The following is a 17,832-nucleotide window of genomic DNA, read 5'->3' as shown; positions in this document are numbered from 1 at the left end:
CGCAGCATGAGCAACTTCGTGAGCGCCGATGCACTGAACCGGCTCCTTGAGGCGGGCGACGCCGTGCGGGTGATCGACGTGCGCTGGCGTCTGGACCGACCCGACGGCCACGATGACTATCTTGCGGGACACATCCCGGGCGCGGTCTACGTGCCGCTCGACACCGAGCTGTCGACGCACGGCGAGCCGTCGGAGGGGCGGCATCCGCTTCCCTCCACGCAGACTCTGCAGGATGCCGCTCGGCGCTGGGGCGTCGGTCAGGGCGACCTCGTCGTGGCGTACGACGACAGCAAGGGGCTCAGCGCCTCGCGGGCCTGGTGGCTGCTGCGACAGGGCGGCGTCGACGTGCGCGTGCTCGACGGCGGCCTCAGCGCGTGGCGCGCGGCGGGACTGCCGGTCGAGACCGACGACGTGCGGCCCGAGCCCGGCGACGTGGTGCTCGACGCGATCGGCGCCGACGCGATCTCCATCGACGAGGCGGCCGCGTTCCCGGCATCCGGCGTTCTGCTCGATGTGCGCGCCGCCGACCGCTATCGCGGCGAGTCGGAGCCCTACGACCCGATCGCCGGGCACATCCCGGGCGCCGTGAACCTGCCGATGGCTGCGCATCTGGATGCCGAGGGCAAGATCCTCGACATGCATACCCTGCAGCAGAACTTCGCGGACGTCGGCGTGACCGACGGCACCCCGGTGGCCGCGTACTGCGGTTCCGGTGTGACCGCGGCCCACACGGCTCTGGTGCTCGACGAGATCGGGATCCCCGCCAAGGTCTTCCCGGGATCGTGGAGCCAGTGGTCGAACACCCCGGGTCGCCCCGCGGCGGTCGGGCACCGGCCCGGCTGAGCGTCAGACGGCGCGCTCAGCGTCCGTCGGCATAGCTCCAGCTGATGCCGAGCGCGCCCGGCCCGAATGCTCTGCGCACCTGATGGACCGATGTGCGACCGCCGAGGTCGAGCACGGTGGTGTTCACGCCCTTGGGCGTCTCGACGCGCTCTTCGATGCGGTCGGGCAGCGCATCGGGGTGGAATCGCGTCCACACCAGAAGCTCACGGCTCTGTCGCGCGAGCGCGTGCCCCGTCTCGCGCTGCGGGGGATAGCCGGGCGGATACTCGACCGACCACTCGACCATGGCCGTCTCCGGCGCGGTGAGAGGCGCCTCCAGCTCGAACAGCACGCCGTGGACCTCGCCCTTCGGGTGCGAGTGGCGGGCCGCGATGCGTCCGCCCGACACGGCTTCGATCATCGGCGCCGGGGTGCTCTCGCCGGGGGTCAGCTCGAGGAAGGGGATCGCCTGGACCGTGCCGACGGTGGACTGCAGGATGCTGCGCGTCAGCGACCGGCAGACGTTGCCGGCCTCGTCGACATCGGTCACCGAATGCGTCGTCAGCTCGCGGGACGAGTCGGGGTACTCGACCCCGAGGGCTGCGTACACCTCTTTCACGGCCTGCTCCAGTTCCTCCTCGTCGAGCGGGAACTGGTTCGGTCCCAGCGGACCGGTGCGGTTGGTCGCGCCGAGCAGAGCGGTCAGCGCTCCGCGTTCCAGGCCCAGCAGCTCCTCGATGTCGCTGAGGGCAGCCATCGACTGCACGCTCTCGGGGCGCCGCGCGCCCGACCGCCAGTAGCTGAGAGTGGCCATCGAGACGCTGTTGCCCCGGCTCCGCAGCAGCTCGTGGAGCCGTGCCAGGGTGAGTCCGCGCGCGTTGATGGCGTCGCGGAACGAGCTCGCGAACGCATCCGCCGCTCGCCGGACCCCAGTTTCCATACTCATCACAGAACCCCTCCGGTATGTGAAGAATCGCGCTCTAGAGTGAGCTTACGACCACACCGGCATCGCGTCAGGGGACGTGATGCTTTTTCTGGGGTCCAAGGGTTGTACCGCCGCAAGCAGGGTGCCCGACCTTGTGAGCGGTCGCGACCCGCACGCAGTGTCGCCCCCGTCGCTGCGTTCTGTCGCGGGGCCTGACGATCGATCTGGGGAGATCGGTCAGGCCCCGCGAACACCTTCCTGGGCGGCATCCACCCCGCACCCCCGCGTAGACTGGGGGTAACACCCCGGAGGACTCTGGATCGTCATGTCTGCCCCTGCCCGCGCGTTCACCGCGCGTCACGTCCAGTTGCTGCGCGCGCTCTTCGCCGCCGCCGCCGCCGTGATGATCACCTTCTCGCCCGACCACTCCGCCGCCGTGGGCCTCTCGGTCTTCAGCGGCTTCGTGTTGACGAGCGCTCTCGTGCAGATCCTCGCCGCATGGCTCGTGTTCCCCGCAGGGCAGCGGTGGCCGTCGATCGTCGCGGCGCTGCTCGGCTTCGCCGCAGGAATGACCGCGGGCGTGCCGATGTGGCGCACGGACGACATGTTCTTCATCGTCGTGATCGCCTGGGCCGCATCGACCGGACTCGTCGAGCTGATCGTGGGCCTGCGCGCACGCCGCGCGGGTGACGACACCGCCCGCGACTCCATCACGGTCGGCGCTCTCGGGCTGCTGCTCGCTGTGGTGCTCATCGCCATACCCGCCGGATTCGTGCAGCCCTACGCCATCGACGGCGCGGGGGACTTCGTGCTCACCGGCATCATCCTCGGGGTCGGCATGCTCGGCGGATACGCGGCGATCATCGCCGTGTTCCTCGGCATCGCCGGTCTGACCCCGACGAACGCGCGCGCCGTCGATGACGCCGCCGCCGCCGACGGCGTGAGTCCCGCGTCCGTCGACCACGGAGGAGACCGATGAGCGACGAGAAGAAGCCCACCCGCAGCGACATCCTGCGCCCCCTTCACCTGCTCGGAATCGCGCTGGCCTGCGGCATCTTCGCCGCGATCGTCACCTTCGTGTCGACCGGTGCCTTCACGGCACGCGTGAACGACGCGATCGCGAACGGCACCTACGAAGGTCTGACGCCGATCGCCCTCGGCCTCGTCGTGGGCGGCGGGGCGTTCATCGTGACGCTGCTGCTCCTCGCGATGCTCATGCTGGTCGTCGACCCGGCCGACGTCACCAAGACGGTCGATCGCCCCGTGCTGTACGACCCCGAGACGCCCGACGAGCCCGACTCCGGCGCGACCGGCCGCACCGCCTCTTCCTGACGCACGCAGGCGTCCCCGCAGACGAATCGACCCCGCACCGGCATCCGGTGCGGGGTCGATTCGTGTCGGTGGTCGTTACTTCGCGAGCTGCTCGGCGATGCCCGTGTAGGTCGCGGGGGTCAGCGCCAGCAGACGCTGCTTCGCGGCATCCCCGATCTCGAGCCCCTCGACGAAGGCGGCGAGGTCGGCGGCGCCCACACGGTGTCCGCGCGTCAGCTCTTTGAGCAGCGCATAGGGATCCGTGATCGACGAACGGCCGGCGACGACCTCGGCGCGGATGACGGTCTGGATCGCCTCGGCGAGCACCTCCCAGTTCACGTCGAGGTCGGCGAGCAGCACGTCGCGCGACAGCGAGATCGCGTTCAGGCCACGGCGCAGGTTGTCGATCGCGAGCAGCGAGTGGCCGAAGGCGACGCCGATGTTGCGCTGGGTCGTCGAGTCGGTGAGGTCGCGCTGCAGGCGGCTGGTGACGAGGGTCTGACCGAGAGACGCGAGCAGGGCGCCGGAGATCTCGAGATTGGCCTCGGCGTTCTCGAACCGGATCGGGTTGATCTTGTGCGGCATGGTCGACGATCCGGTCGCACCGGCGACGGGGATCTGCGCGAAGTAGCCGAGCGAGATGTACGTCCAGATGTCGGTCGCCAGGTTGTGCAGGATGCCGCCGGCGTGACGCACGCGGTCGTACAGCTCGACCTGCCAGTCGTGCGACTCGATCTGTGTCGTCAGCAGGTTGAAGCCGAGGCCCAGGCCCTCGATGTACTCGCGAGAGATCGTCGGCCAGTCGGCGTCGGGATCGGCCGAGAGGTGCGCCGACCAGGTGCCGGTCGCGCCCGAGAACTTGGCGAGGTAGTCGGATGCCGCGATCTGGGCGCGCACGCGCTCGAGGCGCCAGGCGAAGACCGCGAGCTCCTTGCCCATGGTCGACGGGGTCGCGGGCTGTCCGTGGGTGCGCGAGAGCATCGCGGCGTCGGCGTGCTCGGCAGCCAGCTCGCGGAGCTTGGCGATCACGGTGTCGAGAGCAGGCAGCCAGACCTCCTCGACCGCGCGCTTGACGGTGAGCGCGTAGGACGCCGAGTTGATGTCCTCACTCGTGCAGGCGAAGTGCGTGAGCTCGGCGATCGAGTCGAGACCCAGCGTCGACAGGCGGTCGCGCACGAGGTACTCGATGGCCTTGACGTCGTGCTGCGTGACCGCTTCCTTCTCGGCGAGCCAGTCGATCTCGTCCTGACCGAAGTCGCGGTAGAGGGCGCGCAGACGCTCTTTGTCGGCGTCCGAGAGCGGGGTGGTCTCGAAGAGGGACCGGTCGGTGAGGGCGATCAGCCACTCGACCTCGACCTCGACGCGGGCCCGGTTGAGGCCCGCCTCCGAGAGGAAGTCGGCGAGTCCGGTGACGGCGCCGCGGTAGCGGCCGTCGAGGGGGCTCAGGGGCTGCGGCGGGAGCGAGGGCTGGAAAGTCAGGGGAGTCCTCCTGATCAGGCCCCGAGAACACGGGGCGTGCGGGGCTGGCGAAGGGCCGGTTCGAGCTGACGGAACAACCCGCGGGTCGCCGCCTCAATCATACCGAGCACCGAATCGAACATCTCAGGGCCCGCGTAGTACGGGTCGGGCACGTCCTGCGTCGAGGCGGCGGGGTCGAACGCGAGCAGCAGCGTGACCTTGCCCTCTTCGTCTTCGTCGCGGGCCCACTCGCGCAGGTTCCGCTCGTGAGTGCGGTCGAGTGCGACCACGAGATCGTTGTCGGCGAACGAGGCGAAGGTGAACTGCTTGGCGCGGTGCAGAGAGCCGTCGTAGCCGCGTCGAGCGAGCGAGTCGAGAGTACGGTGGTCGGCCTGTTCGCCGAGGTGCCAGTCGCCGGTTCCCGCGCTGCGCGAGACGATGCGCGAGCCGAGCCCCTGGCGTTCCGCGAGATCGCGGAAGACGACCTCCGCCATGGGGGAGCGGCAGATGTTCCCCGTGCAGACGAAGATCACGCGAAAGGGATCCGGGGATGGCACTGTTCCATTGTGCCGGTCGGCGGCCGATCGCGCGACGCGGAATTGCTCGGCAGGCCGGCGGCGCACCCGTTCTGCACATGCGCACCCGCCCGCGACGCACTCACGTGCCCTGGAATCGCAGGGCGGATCCGGGATCCGCGACGACGCGGATCCCGGATGCTGGGCGCATGAACTCCATCGCACTGATGCAGATGTCCGCGGCAGAGGCCGAATGGGCGAAATCGCAGGCCGCTCGCGAGCTTCGGGCGGCGGTCGAGGCGCTCGACGACGCGCGAGCATCGCTCAGAGCGCTGGCCGACGACACCGCATGGCGGTCCGAGGGGGTCCGCGCGATGCACGACGCCCTGGGCGACTACGGGCGGCGTGCGCAGGCAGAGGCCTCCGACACGCGGGGTCGCGTGTCGGAGGTGGCGGGGATCGACCTGTCGTGAGCGGCATCGACATCGCTCACGGAGGTGTGATCTCGGTCGATCCCGATGTACTGCGCGAGATCGCACGTCGCACCGACGTCGTGACCACGCGCTTCGATCATGCACGGGATGCGATCGGGCGGGCGTACCGGGTCATCGTCGACACGCCGGGATTCAGCGCCCAGGTCGACACCGTGGAGCTGTGGGCATCAGGGGAGCGGCTGGCTCGCCTGCACTCGGAGTGCCGCGAGACCACTTCGAGCACCCTGCTGATGGCCGACGTCTACGAATACGTCGAGCTGAAGGCGGAGGCCGCGATGCTCGCGCAGACGGATCCCTCCACTGCGCGGCGACTGGTGGGCCAGGCCGACCGCCTGGCCCAGAGCGATGAGCGCATCCCCGGCATGGCTGCGAAGCTCGAGGTGCAGTGGCAGCTCGAGAGGTTCACGAGTCTCTTCCCGTTCCCCCTCGTGCCCCTGGCTGTCGGTCCCTTCTTCGCTGCCGCGCTGGCCGCGGGCGTGCGCTCAGGTCTCGGCAAGGTGACTCCGGGCGAGACCCTGAAGGGCAGTGCCGACCCTGTGACGGTGACGCCTGTCGCGACGTCGACCCCGTCCGCGGCCCCGGGGAGTCTCGCTGCGGCCCTGAAGCGCATGCCGACGGCCACAGGAGCGCAGGCCGCGGTCGAGAAGTACACGTTCCCCGACGGCAGCACGAGGTTCGTCGCCTACGTCGAGGGCACCCAGTCCGTGGGGTTCGGCGGAGCCGAGCCGTGGGACATGAAGTCGAACATCGAGCTCTACGAGGGGCAGCGGTCAGCCTCGTATCAGGCGACGATCGACGCGCTCGAGGCGGCGGGTGCCGGGCCCGGCGATGTGGTCGACATCGTCGCGCACTCGCAGGCCGCGATGGTGGCGGCGCATCTCTCGATGGAGAGCGAGTTCGACGTGCAGATGCAGATCACGGCGGGCAGCCCCGTCGAGCCGACGCTCGACGACGATCAGACCCTCGTGCAGATCCGTCACACCGACGATCCCGTGTCGGAGCTCTCCGACGGTTCAGCGGAGGGCGCGGGGTCGGACGACAGCTTCACGGTGTCGCGAGCGGCTGATCCCGGGGTCTCTCCCGGCGACTTCCGGATCGATCAGCACTCGCTCGAGTCGTATGCCGAGACGGCCGCGATGGCCGACGCGTCAGGGGATCCGCGGGTCGATGAGCTCGACGACTACTTTGCGGAGCTCGCCCACGCAGAGACGATCGAGCGCACCGAGTATCACGCCGAGCGCGTGCAGGACGAACCGTGAGGCGCCCGGGCTGCCGCGGCGAGCGGGCCCGAACGGCCAGAGGTCAGTCGCGGCGGGCGCGCTTGCTCTGCGGTCGCAGGATGAACCCGAAGACGCCGTTGATCAGCGAGATGATGAGGGCTGCGAGCACTCCCCACCAGAAGCTGCCGACAGTGAGTCCCCAGCCGAATCCGCTCGTGATCCAGGCGGTGAGCCACAGCAGGAAGCCGTTGATCACGAACCCGATCAGGCCGAGTGTGAGGATGTACAGCGGGAAGGCGACGATCTTCACGACCGTGCCGATGATCGTGTTCACGAGAGCGAAGATCGCGGCGACCGCGAGGAGCGTGAGCACGAGCTGCAGAGTCTCGCCCGGCGCGAACGCTCGGATCTGCACCTGCAGGGCGGGGATCAGCGTCACGACCCACAGGGCGAACGCATTGACGACGACTCGGATGATGAAGCGCATGGTCAGACCAGTCTCCCACGAGGGTGCAATAGTGCGACCCCAGCGAACCATGAACGAGGAGCTTGCGGACATTCCCACTGTCGCGAAGTTTGCGACAGTTGGGCTCGAGGGCGATCGCAGAATCCCTAGACTCGTCGTTGTGACCGACCCGATCCTGCCGCGCATCCGTCCCGCCATCGCCGCTCTGGCGCCCTACCGCCAGGGCAAGCAGGCAGGACCCGACGCGTTCAAGCTGTCGAGCAACGAGAACCCGTTCGAGCCGCTGCCGTCGGTCGCCGCAGCGCTGCAGCACACGACGCCGATCAACCGGTACCCCGACGCGACGGCCGGTCGCCTGCGTGCGCGGCTCGGTGCCCGCTTCGCCGTCGAGCCCGACCAGGTGCATGTCGCCGCGGGAAGCGTGTCGATTCTGCATCAGCTGATCCTCGCCACTGCATCCGTCGGCGACGAGGTCGTCTACGCGTGGCGCTCGTTCGAGGCCTACCCGAGCCTGCCGCTCGTGGCAGGGGCGACCGGGGTGCAGGTGCCGCTCACCGCCGACTCCCGCCACGACCTCGACGCGATGGCCGAGGCTGTCACCGACCGCACGCGCGCGATCATCCTCTGCACGCCGAACAACCCGACCGGCCCGATCATCACGAGCGACGAGTTCGCCACGTTCGTCGAGCGGGTCCCCGCCGACGTCCTGATCGTCCTCGACGAGGCCTACGCCGAGTTCGTCACCGCCCCCGGCGCGGTCGACGGTCTCGCGGAGCGGGTCTTCGAGAGGCATCCGAATGTCGTCGTGCTGCGCACGTTCTCGAAGGCCTATGGTCTGGCGGGCCTGCGCGTCGGCTACGCGATCGGCAACGAGAAGGTTCTCGATGCGGCACGCACCACCGGCATCCCGCTCTCGGTCACCTCGGCCGCCGAGAACGCCGCGATCGCGAGTCTCGACGCCGAGAGCGAGCTGCTCGATCGCGTCGCAGTGATCGTCGAGCGGCGTACCCGGCTGGTCGAAGGTCTGCGTGCGCAGGGCTGGGATGTGCCCGACGCCCAGGGCAACTTCATCTGGCTGCCCACGGGCGCGCGCACCGACGAGGTCGCTGCGGCATTCGTCGCGAGCGATCTGATCGTGCGGCCCTTCCCGGGCGACGGCATCCGCATCTCGGTGGGAGAGGAAGAGTCCGTCGCGCGAGTCATCGAGGTCGCTGCGGCGCTGATCTGACGGTCCCCGGGCGGCCGATTTTCCGGGTTCCGGAGAGATACAAGGGCCTCCTAGGTATGCGTGACCTGGCATGCGGGCGCGGGTAGCGTAAGGCTGTGACATCGTCCGAAAACGAACTCGTCCGCGTCCTGCAGAAGGACGGCCGATTCGCCCCCAGCCCGGCTGCCGAGAGATATCTGCCCCTGATCGAGGCGATCAGCGATGCGGAGCTCGAGCAGTTCTTCCGCGACATGGTGACGATCCGCGCGATCGACACGCAGGCCACCAACCTGCAGCGTCAGGGGCAGCTCGCGCTGTGGCCGCCGAGCCGTGGCCAGGAGGCCGCTCAGGTCGGCTCGGGCCGCGCCGCGCGCACGCAGGACACGATCTTCCCGTCGTATCGCGAGCACGCCGTCACCCGCATCCGCGGCGTCGACCCGCTCGACATCATCAAGCTCATGCGCGGCGTCTCGCACGGCGGGTGGGATCCCACCGACCCGAAGAACGGCAACACGCGGCTGTACACCCTCGTGCTCGGTTCGCAGGTTCTGCACGCGACCGGTTACGCGATGGGACTGAACTTCGACGCACGCAGCGGCACCGGCGACGTCGACAAGGACGAAGCCGTCATCGTCTACTACGGCGACGGCGCATCGAGCCAGGGTGACGTGCATGAGGCGATGGTGTTCGCCGCGAGCTACCAGGCGCCGACCGTCTTCTTCCTGCAGAACAACCACTGGGCGATCTCGGTGCCCGTGTCGACGCAGTCGCGTGTGCCGCTGGTCGAGCGCAGCGCCGGCTACGGCATCCCGAGCGTCCGCGTCGACGGCAACGACGTGCTCGCCAGCTACGCCGTCTCGCGAGTGGCGCTCGACGAGGCGCGCAGCGGCCAGGGTCCGAGGGCGATCGAAGCCGTGACGTACCGTCTCGGCGCGCACACCACCAGTGACGACCCCACCAAGTACCGCGGCTCCGACGAGGAGCAGTCGTGGGCGGAGCGCGACCCGATCGACCGCATGCGGGCGTTCCTCCAGAACAGGGGAGCGTCGGAGCAGTTCTTCGCCGACGTGGATGCCGAAGCCGCCGACGCCGCCGAAGACCTGCGCTCGCGCTCGGTCGAGCTCGGACCGCCGACAGTCGACAAGATGTTCGACCACGTCTACAGCGAGCCGCATCCGCTGGTCGCGGAGCAGAAGGCCTGGCACGCTCGTTACGAGGCTTCGTTCGAAGGAGACGCCCAGTGACCCTCGAGACGATGCCGTTCAGCAAGGCACTCAATGCGGGTTTGCGCAGGGCGATGGAGGAGAACTCCAAAGTCCTGCTCATGGGCGAGGACATCGGCAAGCTCGGCGGTGTCTTCCGCGTGACCGAGCACCTGCAGCGCGACTTCGGTGACCGCCGGGTGCTCGACACCCCGCTCGCGGAGTCGGGCATCGTGGGCACGGCGATCGGACTGGCGATGACCGGATTCCGTCCCGTCATCGAGATCCAGTTCGACGGCTTCGTGTTCCCCGCGTTCGACCAGATCACGACCCAGCTCGCCAAGCTCACCAACCGCCACGAGGGCGCGCTGAGCCTGCCGGTCGTCATCCGCATCCCCTACGGCGGGCACATCGGCGCGGTCGAGCATCACCAGGAGAGCCCCGAGGCGTACTTCGCGCACACCCCGGGCCTGCGTGTGGTCTCGCCGTCGACGCCGAACGACGCGTACTGGATGATCCAGGAGGCCATCGCGTCGAACGATCCGGTGATCTTCATGGAGCCGAAGAGCAGGTACTGGACGAAGGGCGAGGTCGAGCTCGATGCCTCCGCCGCGCCGCTGCACTCGTCGCGCGTCGTCCGCACCGGGTCCGACGTCACGCTCGTCGGACACGGCGCCATGGTCACGACGCTGCTGCAGGCTGCGGCGCTCGCCGAAGCCGAGGGCACGAGCTGCGAGGTCGTCGATGTGCGCTCGCTGTCGCCCATCGACTACGCGCCCATCCTGAACTCGGTGCGCAAGACCGGACGCATGGTCTACGCGCAAGAAGCTCAGGGCTTCACGAGCATCGGCAGCGAGGTCGCCGCGACCGTCATGGAGCGGGCGTTCTACGCACTCGAGGCCCCGGTGCTGCGCGTCTCGGGCTACGACACCCCGTTCCCGCCCGCCAAGCTCGAGGGCGCTTATCTCCCCGATGCCGACCGCATCCTCGAGGCCGTCGACCGCTCGCTCGCCTACTGATCTCACCCTGATCTCACCGTTCCCAAAGGACCGCTCATGAGCACGCAGAACTTCAACCTCCCCGACGTGGGCGAGGGCCTGACCGAAGCCGAGATCGTGACGTGGAAGGTCGCGCCCGGTGACACGGTCGCGATCAACGACGTCATCTGCGAGATCGAGACGGCCAAGTCGCTCGTCGAGCTGCCCTCGCCGCACGCCGGCGTCGTCGGCGAGCTGCTGGCTGCCGAAGGCACGACGGTCGAGGTCGGCTCGCCCATCATCACGTTCGTGACGGATGCGCGCGACGATGCCGGACCCGGCGTGATCGCGACCGCCGAGGCTCCCGCACCCGAAGAGGGCGGCGGTTCGGTGCTGGTCGGCTACGGCTCGGGCGGCGGCGCCACCTCGCGTCGCAAGCGCCCGGCAGAGCGCCCCGTGCGCTCGTCGGTCGGGGTGATCGCGAAGCCGCCGATCCGCAAGCTGGCCAAGGACCTGGGCGTCGATCTCACCGCGGTCGCTCCCACGGGGGCTGACGGAGAGGTCACCCGCGACGACGTGATGACCCATGCGTCGCAGGCGAGCGTGTTCCGCAACATCGAGACGCCCGAGTGGGGCGCGGTGCGCGAAGAGACCGTGCCCGCTCCGCAGAGCGCCCCGGCCGGCCTCGCCCGCGGACTGTCGCCGGCCCCGGCATCCGTCTCCGGTCAGAGCGACGATCGCACCGAGTCGATCCCGGTCAAGGGTGTGCGCAAGGCCACGTCGTCGGCGATGGTCCAGAGCGCATACTCCGCCCCGCACGTCACGGTGTGGAAGGAGATCGACGCGAGCCGCACGATGGAGCTCGTCAAGCGTCTCAAGTCCTCGCCCGATTACGCCGACATCCGCGTCTCGCCGCTGCTGATCATGGCTCGCGCCGTCATCTGGGCTGCGCGCCGCACGCCGATGGTCAACGCCGCTTGGATCGAGACCGAGGGCGGCGCCGAGATCGCCGTGCGCCACTACGTCAACCTCGGCATCGCCGCGGCGACCCCTCGCGGTCTGCTCGTGCCGAACATCAAGGACGCGCAGGACCTGAGCATGAAAGACCTCGCTCGCGCCCTGAACCGCCTCACGCTCACCGCTCGCGAGGGCAAGACGAGTCCTGCCGATCAGCAGGGCGGCACGATCACGATCACCAACATCGGAGTCTTCGGGATGGATGCCGGCACGCCGATCATCAACCCCGGCGAGGCCGGCATCGTGGCCATGGGAACGATCAGTCAGAAGCCGTGGGTCGTCGACGGCGAGGTGCGCCCGCGCTGGGTCACCACGGTCGCAGGGTCTTTCGACCACCGCGTGATCGACGGAGACGGCATGAGCCGGTTCATCGCCGATGTGGCGTCTGTTCTCGAGGAGCCCGCGCTGCTCGTGGAGTGACAGCCCCGAGCAGCGTGGCCACGTCGATGTGTTTGACGCCGGCCGTGCCCGCTACTCGTAACTCCGGTGCACGTGCCAGCCGTCGTGACCTTGGAAGACGTCGAACACGAGCGAGTGGCCCTCGTCATCCGTGCCCTGGAACCGCCATCCGTACGCCTCGCGGTCTCGCTGTGCCGCCGGTGGCGAGCTCGAGTCGATGAGGCGCGTGGGGGTGTCAGTGACCTTCCACCGACGACCGGCGAAGACCATTCGCGAGGGGATGTCGTCGACCATCCATAGAGTCGCAGGGAGATGAGCAGTAGCCGGTCGCATGATTCCAGAATAGAACAAAGCTTCGAATCTTGCTACCGTTGTCACAGGGCCCCGCTGGGTGTGGGGCAATGCGGTGACCGTCGACGAGTCGTGAACCGGGCGGATCGACCGGCGATACAGTGGCAGCAGAACCGCGACGACCGACCCCCACGAGAACGGACTCCAGCGGATGAAGATCGAACCGACTGCCATCACCCTCGGAACCTCCGGCCTCGGTCGGCATTCGGAGCCGGGGTCCGCTGAGGAGAGAGCCGCCGTCGAGGTCGCCATCGACCTGCTCACGAGCCGGCACGGGTTCGTCGACACCTCGAACAACTATTCCGCGGGCCGCTCCGAGGCCGTGCTCGGGATCGCGCTGCGCGAACTGGGGACCGACGGTTCGCGGGTCATCTCGAAGGTGGATCAGGACCCGGAGACCGGTGCGTTCGACCGCGACCGTGTGCTCCGCTCGTTCGACGAGACGACCGCCCGGCTCGGAGTCGACCGGCTTCCGCTGCTGCACCTGCACGACCCGTACTCGGTGTCTTTCGAAGAGGCGATCTCGATCGGCGGCGCGGTGCAAGGGCTCATCGAGCTGCGGAACGCGGGCGTGGTCGACGCGATCGGTGTGGCGGCCGCTCCGGTGCCGCTGATGGCGAAGTACGTCGAGACGGGTGTGTTCGACGCCGTGCTGATCCACAACCGGTTCACGCTCGTGGATCACTCGGCCCAGGCCGTGTTCGCCGACGCCAAGGCACGCGGCATGACGGTGTTCAACGCAGCGCCGTTCGGTTCGGGGCTGCTCGTCAAGGGGCCGCATTCCGGTGCGCAGTACGCCTATCGGCCCGCGGGTGAAGAGCTGCTGGAGTGGACCGAGCGGTTGCTGCGCGTCTGCGCGGAGCATGGGACGTCGATGGCCGCCGCAGCGCTGCACTATTCGCTGCGGTCCCCGCTGGTCGACTCCACCGTCGTCGGGGTGTCGGGTCCGCATCGTCGCGAGCAGCTCGACGAGCTGCAGCAGTCAGAGGTCCCGGAGGAGCTGTGGGACGCGGTCGAGAACCTGGGCCCGGCGCCTTCCCCGGTGGACGACAGCGACTACGCCTGAACGCTGTCGCTGTCGCTGTCGCTGTCGTCGCGGGGAGCGCTCAGCGGTGCCGTCACTCCTCCGCCGGTGTCGGGTCGAGGGTGATGACGAGCTTCTGAGCGGAGACGCCGCCGCGCAGTGTGTCGATCGCACCTTGCACCGCGGGAAGGCCGTTCCCCGCGATCCGCGCGTGCGGGTAGGGGCGATGCGTCCCCGAGGCGAGAGCATCGGGGAGGTACTGCTGCCAGACCGCCGGTCCGACGGGCGAGGTCGCGATGGCGCTTCCCCAGATGAACGAGGCCCGGATGCCGCGGGTGCGGCTTCGCAGCTGCAGGAGGGCCGTTCGCGTTCCGAGGCGCAGGAACAACCGGATGCGAGTCAGCGAGAGGCCGCGCCCGCGGGGCTGATCGTAGAACGACACCGCTGGACTCGCCATCGCGATTCTCGCGGCACCCGTCCCGCGCGCGATCCTCAGGCACGGCTCCGCCGACCCCACCGCGACCGCCAGGATTCCCGCCACGACCGAGCCCTTCGCGGCCTCGATGATCCGGTCGACGGCCGCCGGGTCGCGGTAGTCGAATGCCGCCTCGGCCCCCAGATGCAGCATCCGCTCGTGATTGCCGGCTGATGCCGTCGTGATCACGCGGTACCCCGCCGCGCGGGCGAGCTGGATGGCGTTGCCTCCGACGGCGGTCGCGCCGCCCCACACCACGACGACCTCGTCACGGGGTTTCGAAGCCCCGAGGGCGGAGAAGTCCAGCCCGAGCTGATCGGTCTCGAACAGGCCGGCTGCCGCGGTGGAGACGGCCAGGGGGAGTACCGCTGCGTCTTCGAATGTCATCGTCTCGGGTAGAACGGCGGCGAGGCTCGCGTCGACGGCCACGTAGTTCTGGAAGCCGCTCTCGGATGCGGCATCCCTGCCCTTCTCCAACCCCATCGCGTACGCCACGATGCGATCGCCCACTGCGAAGTCGGTCACGTCTGCGCCGATCTCGACGACGATGCCCGCGACGTCCTCCCCGAGGATCACGGGATACCGCAGCCACCCGTACATGACGGTGCCGTTCGACTGGATGATCGCGTCCAGGGGGTTCACGGCCACCGCGCGCGTCTCGACCAGCAGCTGGGCCGGCCCGGGCGTCGGCATCGGCGCGTCCCGCACGGTCAGGTCGGCATAGGGCGCGTCGATCCACGCCGCCGTGTTGTCTCGCATGCTGATCCGTTCCTCGCATCTGATGACATCTCGTGTCGTTACAGACCACCTTACGACACGTCGTGTCATCATGGATGCATGCCCCGATGGTCCCCGGATGCCGCGTTGCGGCTTGAAGCTGCAGCGATGCTCCTGTTCGAACAGCAGGGATACGCGGGAACCACGGTTCCGCAGATCGCCGCCGAGGCAGGGCTGACGACGCGGACGTTCTTCCGTCACTTCACCGACAAGCGCGACGTCCTGTTCCTCAGAGACCGCGAGTTCCCTCAGGCGGTGCGGGATTTCATCGGGTCCGTCCCGCCCGAGAGCGACGGGTCGGCGACGGTGCGGGCGGGCCTCTCGGCCGCGTGCCGCGAGCTCCAGGGCTGGCGGCCGACGATCACGCGTCGGCGGGCGATAGTCCGCAGCGAGCCGGCGTTGCATGAGCGCGAGCTTCTGCAGCATCACCATCTCGGTCACGCCATCGAAGAGTCGCTGCATCATCGCGGCATCGAGCCCCGGCAGTCGCGCACGCTCGCAACTCTCGCCGTGACGTGCTTCGATCTCGCGATGGACCGATGGCTGGAGGCACCGGCCGAGATTCTGCTCGAAGACGTCCTGACCGCCGTGTGGCAGGACATGCGCGACGCGATCGAGGGCTGACGGCGGCCCGAGAAGCCGGGCGCACTCGTCCACTCGCGACCTTGAGGTGCCGTGCCCTGCCGAGGGCCCGCGGATTCATGTGACGGCGCGCAGCTCGGCGGCATCCGTCGTCGGTGTCGGCGTGATCTCGAGCCTGCGCTGCCGGTGGCGGCGCTCGATCGCCTGCCCGGCGTACGACGCGGCGACGATGAGCGCGGCACCCACGAGACCGACTGCCCCGACGCTCTCGCCGGCGAGCACGACGCCGACGATCAGCGCCCAGACGGGCTCGGTGCCCATGAGGATGCTGGCGCGCGTGGCCGAGGTGCGCCGCACCGCCCAGAGCTGCACGACGAACGCGAACACCGAGCACATCAGGCCGAGGAACACGACGTTCGCCCACCCCGATGCGTCGAGACGGGCGACCGCCGCGGGCAACTCCGCCCCGGCGAACAGCGACGCCGTCGCCGCACAGACGATGAGCTGCACCAGCACGACGGCGAGCGTGCTGTCCGTGCGCCCGCGGGTCAGCCGGGCGCTCGCGGTCACATGCAGCGCTCGCACGACCGCCGCCGCGATCACCAGGGCGTCGCCCGCGGTCGGCATCCGCAACCCGCCCTCCGACACCAGGAGGGCGACTCCCACCACGGCCGCGACCGCCGCCACGAAGTACGAGCGCGGCAGCCATGACCGTGCGGCGAGGCTCTCGAGCACGGGGGTCAGGATCAGCGCGAGACTGATGAGCAGGCCGGCGTTGGTCGCCGAGGTCAGGTGCACGCCCCAGGTCTCGAGCCCGATGGCGGCGGCTTGAGAGAAACCGAGCACGACCGCGACGGCGAGTCCGCGGCCACGGGGCATCCGCTCGCGACGCACCGCGCAGATCACGGCGAGTGCGGCGGCGGCGACCAGGAACCGGAGCGCGACCGCCGGGGCCACGCCGACGTCGAGCGCGAGGCTCTTCGCCGCGACGAAGCTCGCTCCCCAGACTGCCGCGACGGCGATCAGCAGAACGTCGACGAGCAGATCGAGCGGATGACGGAGGTGCATGCTTCCACAGTGGTCGCTTCGCCGATGAAGACCAAGGTCCAATCACTTACGAATCCTTTAAGGTGTCGCTTATGGATCCCTCGCACCTGCGCCTGCTGCGCGAGCTGCGCGACCGGGGCAGCGTCACGGCCGTGGCCGCCGCTCTCGGCATCTCGGCCTCGGCGGTGTCGCAGCAGCTCTCGACGCTGCAGTCGAGCGTGGCGGTGCCACTCACCGCACGACGGGGCCGCGTGCTGACGCTGACCGCAGCGGGCGAGGCGCTGGCCTCGGCGAGCACCCGCGTCGACGAGGCGCTCACTGCCGCCCGCGACGCCGTGGGCGCGCTGCTCGACGCGGGGGATCGGCCGGTGCGGATCTCGTCTTTCCACAGCGCGGGTCTGGCGCTGTTCGGGCCCCTGTTGCGAGAGCTCGACGGCACCCCTGCTGTGCACCTCGCCGATGAGGACGTCGCCCACCGGGACTTCGCCGGACTCACGGCCGACTACGACCTCGTGATCGCGCACAGGCTCGCTCACGATGCCCCCTGGCCGGTCGACCGTGTCGTCGCGAGCCCACTGATCGACGAGCCGCTCGCTATCGCGTTGCACGCCGAGCATCCCCTCGCCGCCCGTGCGCAGCTCGACCTCGACGATCTGACCGACCAGGAGTGGGTGTCGGTGCACGAAGGATTCCCGCTCGCCGGAGTGCTCGATCATCTGGCGGCGCGAGCAGGGCAACCCTTTCGCATCGCGCACCGCATCAACGAGTTCTCGGTGACGGCCGAGGTCGTGCGCGCCGGGGCGGCGATCGCCATCATGCCGCGCACCACCGCGTCGTCGCTGGCCGTCGACGGGCTCGTGCTGCGTGGGCTGGCAGACATCGAGCTCGTGCGTCACGTCGACGTGCTCGCAAGGCCCGATGCGCTCGCCTACACCTCGGTGCGGAGTGTTCTGCGTGCGCTGCAGGTCGTCGCGGCCCGTGTGCAGCGAGACTCGCTCGGCTACGACTGACGGAGCTCGGCGAGGGTCGTGACCAGCGCGGTGCCCGGGTCCCAGTGGCGCACGGTGTCGGCACGAGCGCGGATGTCACCGCCGACGACCTCGAGCGCCGCCGGCAGATCGACGACGCGCACCCGGCGAGCGAGGGCGACGTGCGGCATCCACTCGCCCGGTGCGGTGTGCGGAGCATCGGCGCCGGACGCGATCGCGCCGAGGAGCGTCTCGCGGAGGCTGAGCAGCTCGGCGCTGGGAACGACGCTGCGAGCGAGCACCCGGCGGTCGCCGGCGCCGAAGAGCAGGGGAGCTCCGAGCGTGAGGGGGAACGAAGGGATGCCGGCGAGTGCGCCCGGGGCCGGGGTGGGCATGCCGACCCGCGCGACCAGCGTGATGTGCGGGCGGTTGCTCGTCGAGGTGTGTCCGGCCAGGCTCGACAGTCCACGGGCCGCGAGGGCATTCCACTCCGCACGGATCGCGCTCTCGGCATCCGGGTCGAGGAGCAGTTCGATCGCGGAAGGGGGTCCGAGCTCTGGTTCGCGCACGGATCGATTATGTCGCTGACGCAGCC

General features: G+C 69.3%; 20 protein-coding genes. 12 read left to right on the top strand and 8 right to left on the bottom strand.

Annotation, left to right across the window (positions count from 1 at the left end; translation table 11 throughout):
• The first annotated feature begins 6 nt into the window (after nt 1-6).
• Entirely contained in the window at nt 7-843 is an 837-nt protein-coding gene (locus AC3WS6_RS01625) for a sulfurtransferase (protein WP_492499336.1), read from the top strand.
• 16 nt (nt 844-859) lie between these two features.
• Here AC3WS6_RS01625 and AC3WS6_RS01620 read toward each other — a convergent pair whose 3' ends face one another.
• Entirely contained in the window at nt 860-1,768 is a 909-nt protein-coding gene (locus tag AC3WS6_RS01620; protein WP_492499335.1) for a hypothetical protein, read from the bottom strand.
• A gap of 304 nt (nt 1,769-2,072) precedes the next feature.
• Between AC3WS6_RS01620 and AC3WS6_RS01615 the strand changes: the two genes are divergently transcribed.
• The gene (locus AC3WS6_RS01615) at nt 2,073-2,726 is read left to right on the top strand and encodes an acyl-CoA synthetase (protein ID WP_492499334.1); all 654 of its coding nucleotides are present in this window, start codon (nt 2,073-2,075) and stop codon (nt 2,724-2,726) included.
• Nucleotides 2,723-3,079 (top strand): hypothetical protein, encoded by a 357-nt coding sequence (locus tag AC3WS6_RS01610; protein WP_492499333.1) that lies wholly within the window; start codon nt 2,723-2,725, stop codon nt 3,077-3,079. Before AC3WS6_RS01615 ends, AC3WS6_RS01610 begins: the two co-directional genes overlap by 4 nt.
• A 75-nt stretch (nt 3,080-3,154) precedes the next feature.
• Here AC3WS6_RS01610 and purB read toward each other — a convergent pair whose 3' ends face one another.
• Both purB and AC3WS6_RS01600 read right to left on the bottom strand, forming a co-directional pair.
• Nucleotides 3,155-4,537 carry an adenylosuccinate lyase gene (purB, locus tag AC3WS6_RS01605; protein WP_492501434.1) on the bottom strand — a complete coding sequence of 461 codons (1,383 nt, stop codon included), beginning with the start codon at nt 4,535-4,537 and terminating at the stop codon, nt 3,155-3,157.
• Nucleotides 4,538-4,551: 14 nt separating this feature from the next.
• A complete protein-coding gene (locus AC3WS6_RS01600) occupies nt 4,552-5,010 on the bottom strand; it encodes a low molecular weight protein-tyrosine-phosphatase (RefSeq protein ID WP_492501433.1) in 459 nt (152 codons plus the stop codon).
• Between the two features lie 230 nt (nt 5,011-5,240).
• On the opposite strand from AC3WS6_RS01600, the gene AC3WS6_RS01595 reads away from it, so the two are divergent.
• Nucleotides 5,241-5,504: a hypothetical protein gene (locus AC3WS6_RS01595; RefSeq protein WP_492499332.1), complete on the top strand. Its 264-nt coding sequence runs from the start codon at nt 5,241-5,243 to the stop codon at nt 5,502-5,504.
• On the top strand, nt 5,501-6,784 hold the full coding sequence (locus AC3WS6_RS01590; RefSeq protein WP_492499331.1) for a hypothetical protein: 1,284 nt from the start codon (nt 5,501-5,503) through the stop codon (nt 6,782-6,784). The genes AC3WS6_RS01595 and AC3WS6_RS01590 overlap by 4 nt, the downstream gene beginning before the upstream one ends.
• A gap of 43 nt (nt 6,785-6,827) precedes the next feature.
• Here the strand turns inward: AC3WS6_RS01590 and AC3WS6_RS01585 are convergent, their stop codons facing one another.
• The gene (locus AC3WS6_RS01585) at nt 6,828-7,232 is read right to left on the bottom strand and encodes a phage holin family protein (protein ID WP_492499330.1); all 405 of its coding nucleotides are present in this window, start codon (nt 7,230-7,232) and stop codon (nt 6,828-6,830) included.
• Nucleotides 7,233-7,371: 139 nt separating this feature from the next.
• Here AC3WS6_RS01585 and AC3WS6_RS01580 point away from each other — a divergent pair, with 139 nt between their 5' ends.
• The 4 genes from AC3WS6_RS01580 to AC3WS6_RS01565 all read left to right on the top strand — a co-directional run bounded on the left by AC3WS6_RS01580 (nt 7,372) and on the right by AC3WS6_RS01565 (nt 12,034).
• Nucleotides 7,372-8,439: a histidinol-phosphate transaminase gene (locus AC3WS6_RS01580; protein ID WP_492499329.1), complete on the top strand. Its 1,068-nt coding sequence runs from the start codon at nt 7,372-7,374 to the stop codon at nt 8,437-8,439.
• Between the two features lie 95 nt (nt 8,440-8,534).
• On the top strand, nt 8,535-9,662 hold the full coding sequence (gene pdhA, locus AC3WS6_RS01575; RefSeq protein WP_492499328.1) for a pyruvate dehydrogenase (acetyl-transferring) E1 component subunit alpha: 1,128 nt from the start codon (nt 8,535-8,537) through the stop codon (nt 9,660-9,662).
• Between the two features lie 11 nt (nt 9,663-9,673).
• Complete coding sequence (locus AC3WS6_RS01570) at nt 9,674-10,639, top strand: alpha-ketoacid dehydrogenase subunit beta (RefSeq protein ID WP_492501432.1); 966 nt, start codon at nt 9,674-9,676, stop codon at nt 10,637-10,639.
• 36 nt (nt 10,640-10,675) lie between these two features.
• Nucleotides 10,676-12,034 carry a dihydrolipoamide acetyltransferase family protein gene (locus AC3WS6_RS01565; RefSeq protein ID WP_492499327.1) on the top strand — a complete coding sequence of 453 codons (1,359 nt, stop codon included), beginning with the start codon at nt 10,676-10,678 and terminating at the stop codon, nt 12,032-12,034.
• A gap of 51 nt (nt 12,035-12,085) precedes the next feature.
• On the opposite strand, the gene AC3WS6_RS01560 is transcribed toward AC3WS6_RS01565, so the two are convergent.
• Nucleotides 12,086-12,307, bottom strand: a complete 222-nt coding sequence (locus AC3WS6_RS01560; RefSeq protein ID WP_492499326.1) for a hypothetical protein — start codon at nt 12,305-12,307, stop codon at nt 12,086-12,088.
• A gap of 208 nt (nt 12,308-12,515) precedes the next feature.
• Between AC3WS6_RS01560 and AC3WS6_RS01555 the strand changes: the two genes are divergently transcribed.
• Nucleotides 12,516-13,430, top strand: coding sequence for an aldo/keto reductase (locus tag AC3WS6_RS01555; RefSeq protein WP_492499325.1), 915 nt, complete (start codon nt 12,516-12,518; stop codon nt 13,428-13,430).
• Between the two features lie 52 nt (nt 13,431-13,482).
• Here the strand turns inward: AC3WS6_RS01555 and AC3WS6_RS01550 are convergent, their stop codons facing one another.
• A complete protein-coding gene (locus AC3WS6_RS01550) occupies nt 13,483-14,622 on the bottom strand; it encodes a zinc-binding alcohol dehydrogenase family protein (protein WP_492499324.1) in 1,140 nt (379 codons plus the stop codon).
• A 78-nt stretch (nt 14,623-14,700) separates the two neighbouring features.
• Between AC3WS6_RS01550 and AC3WS6_RS01545 the strand changes: the two genes are divergently transcribed.
• Nucleotides 14,701-15,264, top strand: coding sequence for a TetR/AcrR family transcriptional regulator (locus AC3WS6_RS01545; RefSeq protein ID WP_492499323.1), 564 nt, complete (start codon nt 14,701-14,703; stop codon nt 15,262-15,264).
• A gap of 75 nt (nt 15,265-15,339) precedes the next feature.
• Here AC3WS6_RS01545 and AC3WS6_RS01540 read toward each other — a convergent pair whose 3' ends face one another.
• Nucleotides 15,340-16,290: a DMT family transporter gene (locus AC3WS6_RS01540; protein WP_492499322.1), complete on the bottom strand. Its 951-nt coding sequence runs from the start codon at nt 16,288-16,290 to the stop codon at nt 15,340-15,342.
• Between the two features lie 71 nt (nt 16,291-16,361).
• Here AC3WS6_RS01540 and AC3WS6_RS01535 point away from each other — a divergent pair, with 71 nt between their 5' ends.
• Entirely contained in the window at nt 16,362-17,279 is a 918-nt protein-coding gene (locus AC3WS6_RS01535) for a LysR family transcriptional regulator (RefSeq protein ID WP_492499321.1), read from the top strand.
• Here the strand turns inward: AC3WS6_RS01535 and AC3WS6_RS01530 are convergent.
• On the bottom strand, nt 17,270-17,806 hold the full coding sequence (locus AC3WS6_RS01530) for a 2'-5' RNA ligase family protein (protein WP_492499320.1): 537 nt from the start codon (nt 17,804-17,806) through the stop codon (nt 17,270-17,272). The two genes, AC3WS6_RS01535 and AC3WS6_RS01530, sit on opposite strands and share 10 nt — an antisense overlap.
• Nucleotides 17,807-17,832: the final 26 nt, after the last annotated feature.

This window comes from Microbacterium sp. EB106-03-03-XG65, assembly GCF_058791955.1.
This window is presented reverse-complemented; position numbering and strand designations above follow the sequence as displayed.

Coding starts and splice junctions, on each gene's coding strand:
- AC3WS6_RS01550 (WP_492499324.1), bottom strand. CDS start 14,622: ATGCGAGACAACACGGCGGCGTGGATCGACGCGCCCTATGCCGACCTG.
- AC3WS6_RS01560 (WP_492499326.1), bottom strand. CDS start 12,307: ATGGTCGACGACATCCCCTCGCGAATGGTCTTCGCCGGTCGTCGGTGG.
- AC3WS6_RS01600 (WP_492501433.1), bottom strand. CDS start 5,010: ATGGCGGAGGTCGTCTTCCGCGATCTCGCGGAACGCCAGGGGCTCGGC.
- AC3WS6_RS01545 (WP_492499323.1), top strand. CDS start 14,701: ATGCCCCGATGGTCCCCGGATGCCGCGTTGCGGCTTGAAGCTGCAGCG.
- AC3WS6_RS01620 (WP_492499335.1), bottom strand. CDS start 1,768: ATGAGTATGGAAACTGGGGTCCGGCGAGCGGCGGATGCGTTCGCGAGC.
- AC3WS6_RS01615 (WP_492499334.1), top strand. CDS start 2,073: ATGTCTGCCCCTGCCCGCGCGTTCACCGCGCGTCACGTCCAGTTGCTG.
- AC3WS6_RS01570 (WP_492501432.1), top strand. CDS start 9,674: ATGCCGTTCAGCAAGGCACTCAATGCGGGTTTGCGCAGGGCGATGGAG.
- AC3WS6_RS01555 (WP_492499325.1), top strand. CDS start 12,516: ATGAAGATCGAACCGACTGCCATCACCCTCGGAACCTCCGGCCTCGGT.
- AC3WS6_RS01565 (WP_492499327.1), top strand. CDS start 10,676: ATGAGCACGCAGAACTTCAACCTCCCCGACGTGGGCGAGGGCCTGACC.
- AC3WS6_RS01595 (WP_492499332.1), top strand. CDS start 5,241: ATGAACTCCATCGCACTGATGCAGATGTCCGCGGCAGAGGCCGAATGG.
- AC3WS6_RS01625 (WP_492499336.1), top strand. CDS start 7: ATGAGCAACTTCGTGAGCGCCGATGCACTGAACCGGCTCCTTGAGGCG.
- AC3WS6_RS01610 (WP_492499333.1), top strand. CDS start 2,723: ATGAGCGACGAGAAGAAGCCCACCCGCAGCGACATCCTGCGCCCCCTT.
- AC3WS6_RS01585 (WP_492499330.1), bottom strand. CDS start 7,232: ATGCGCTTCATCATCCGAGTCGTCGTCAATGCGTTCGCCCTGTGGGTC.
- AC3WS6_RS01535 (WP_492499321.1), top strand. CDS start 16,362: ATGGATCCCTCGCACCTGCGCCTGCTGCGCGAGCTGCGCGACCGGGGC.
- AC3WS6_RS01540 (WP_492499322.1), bottom strand. CDS start 16,290: ATGCACCTCCGTCATCCGCTCGATCTGCTCGTCGACGTTCTGCTGATC.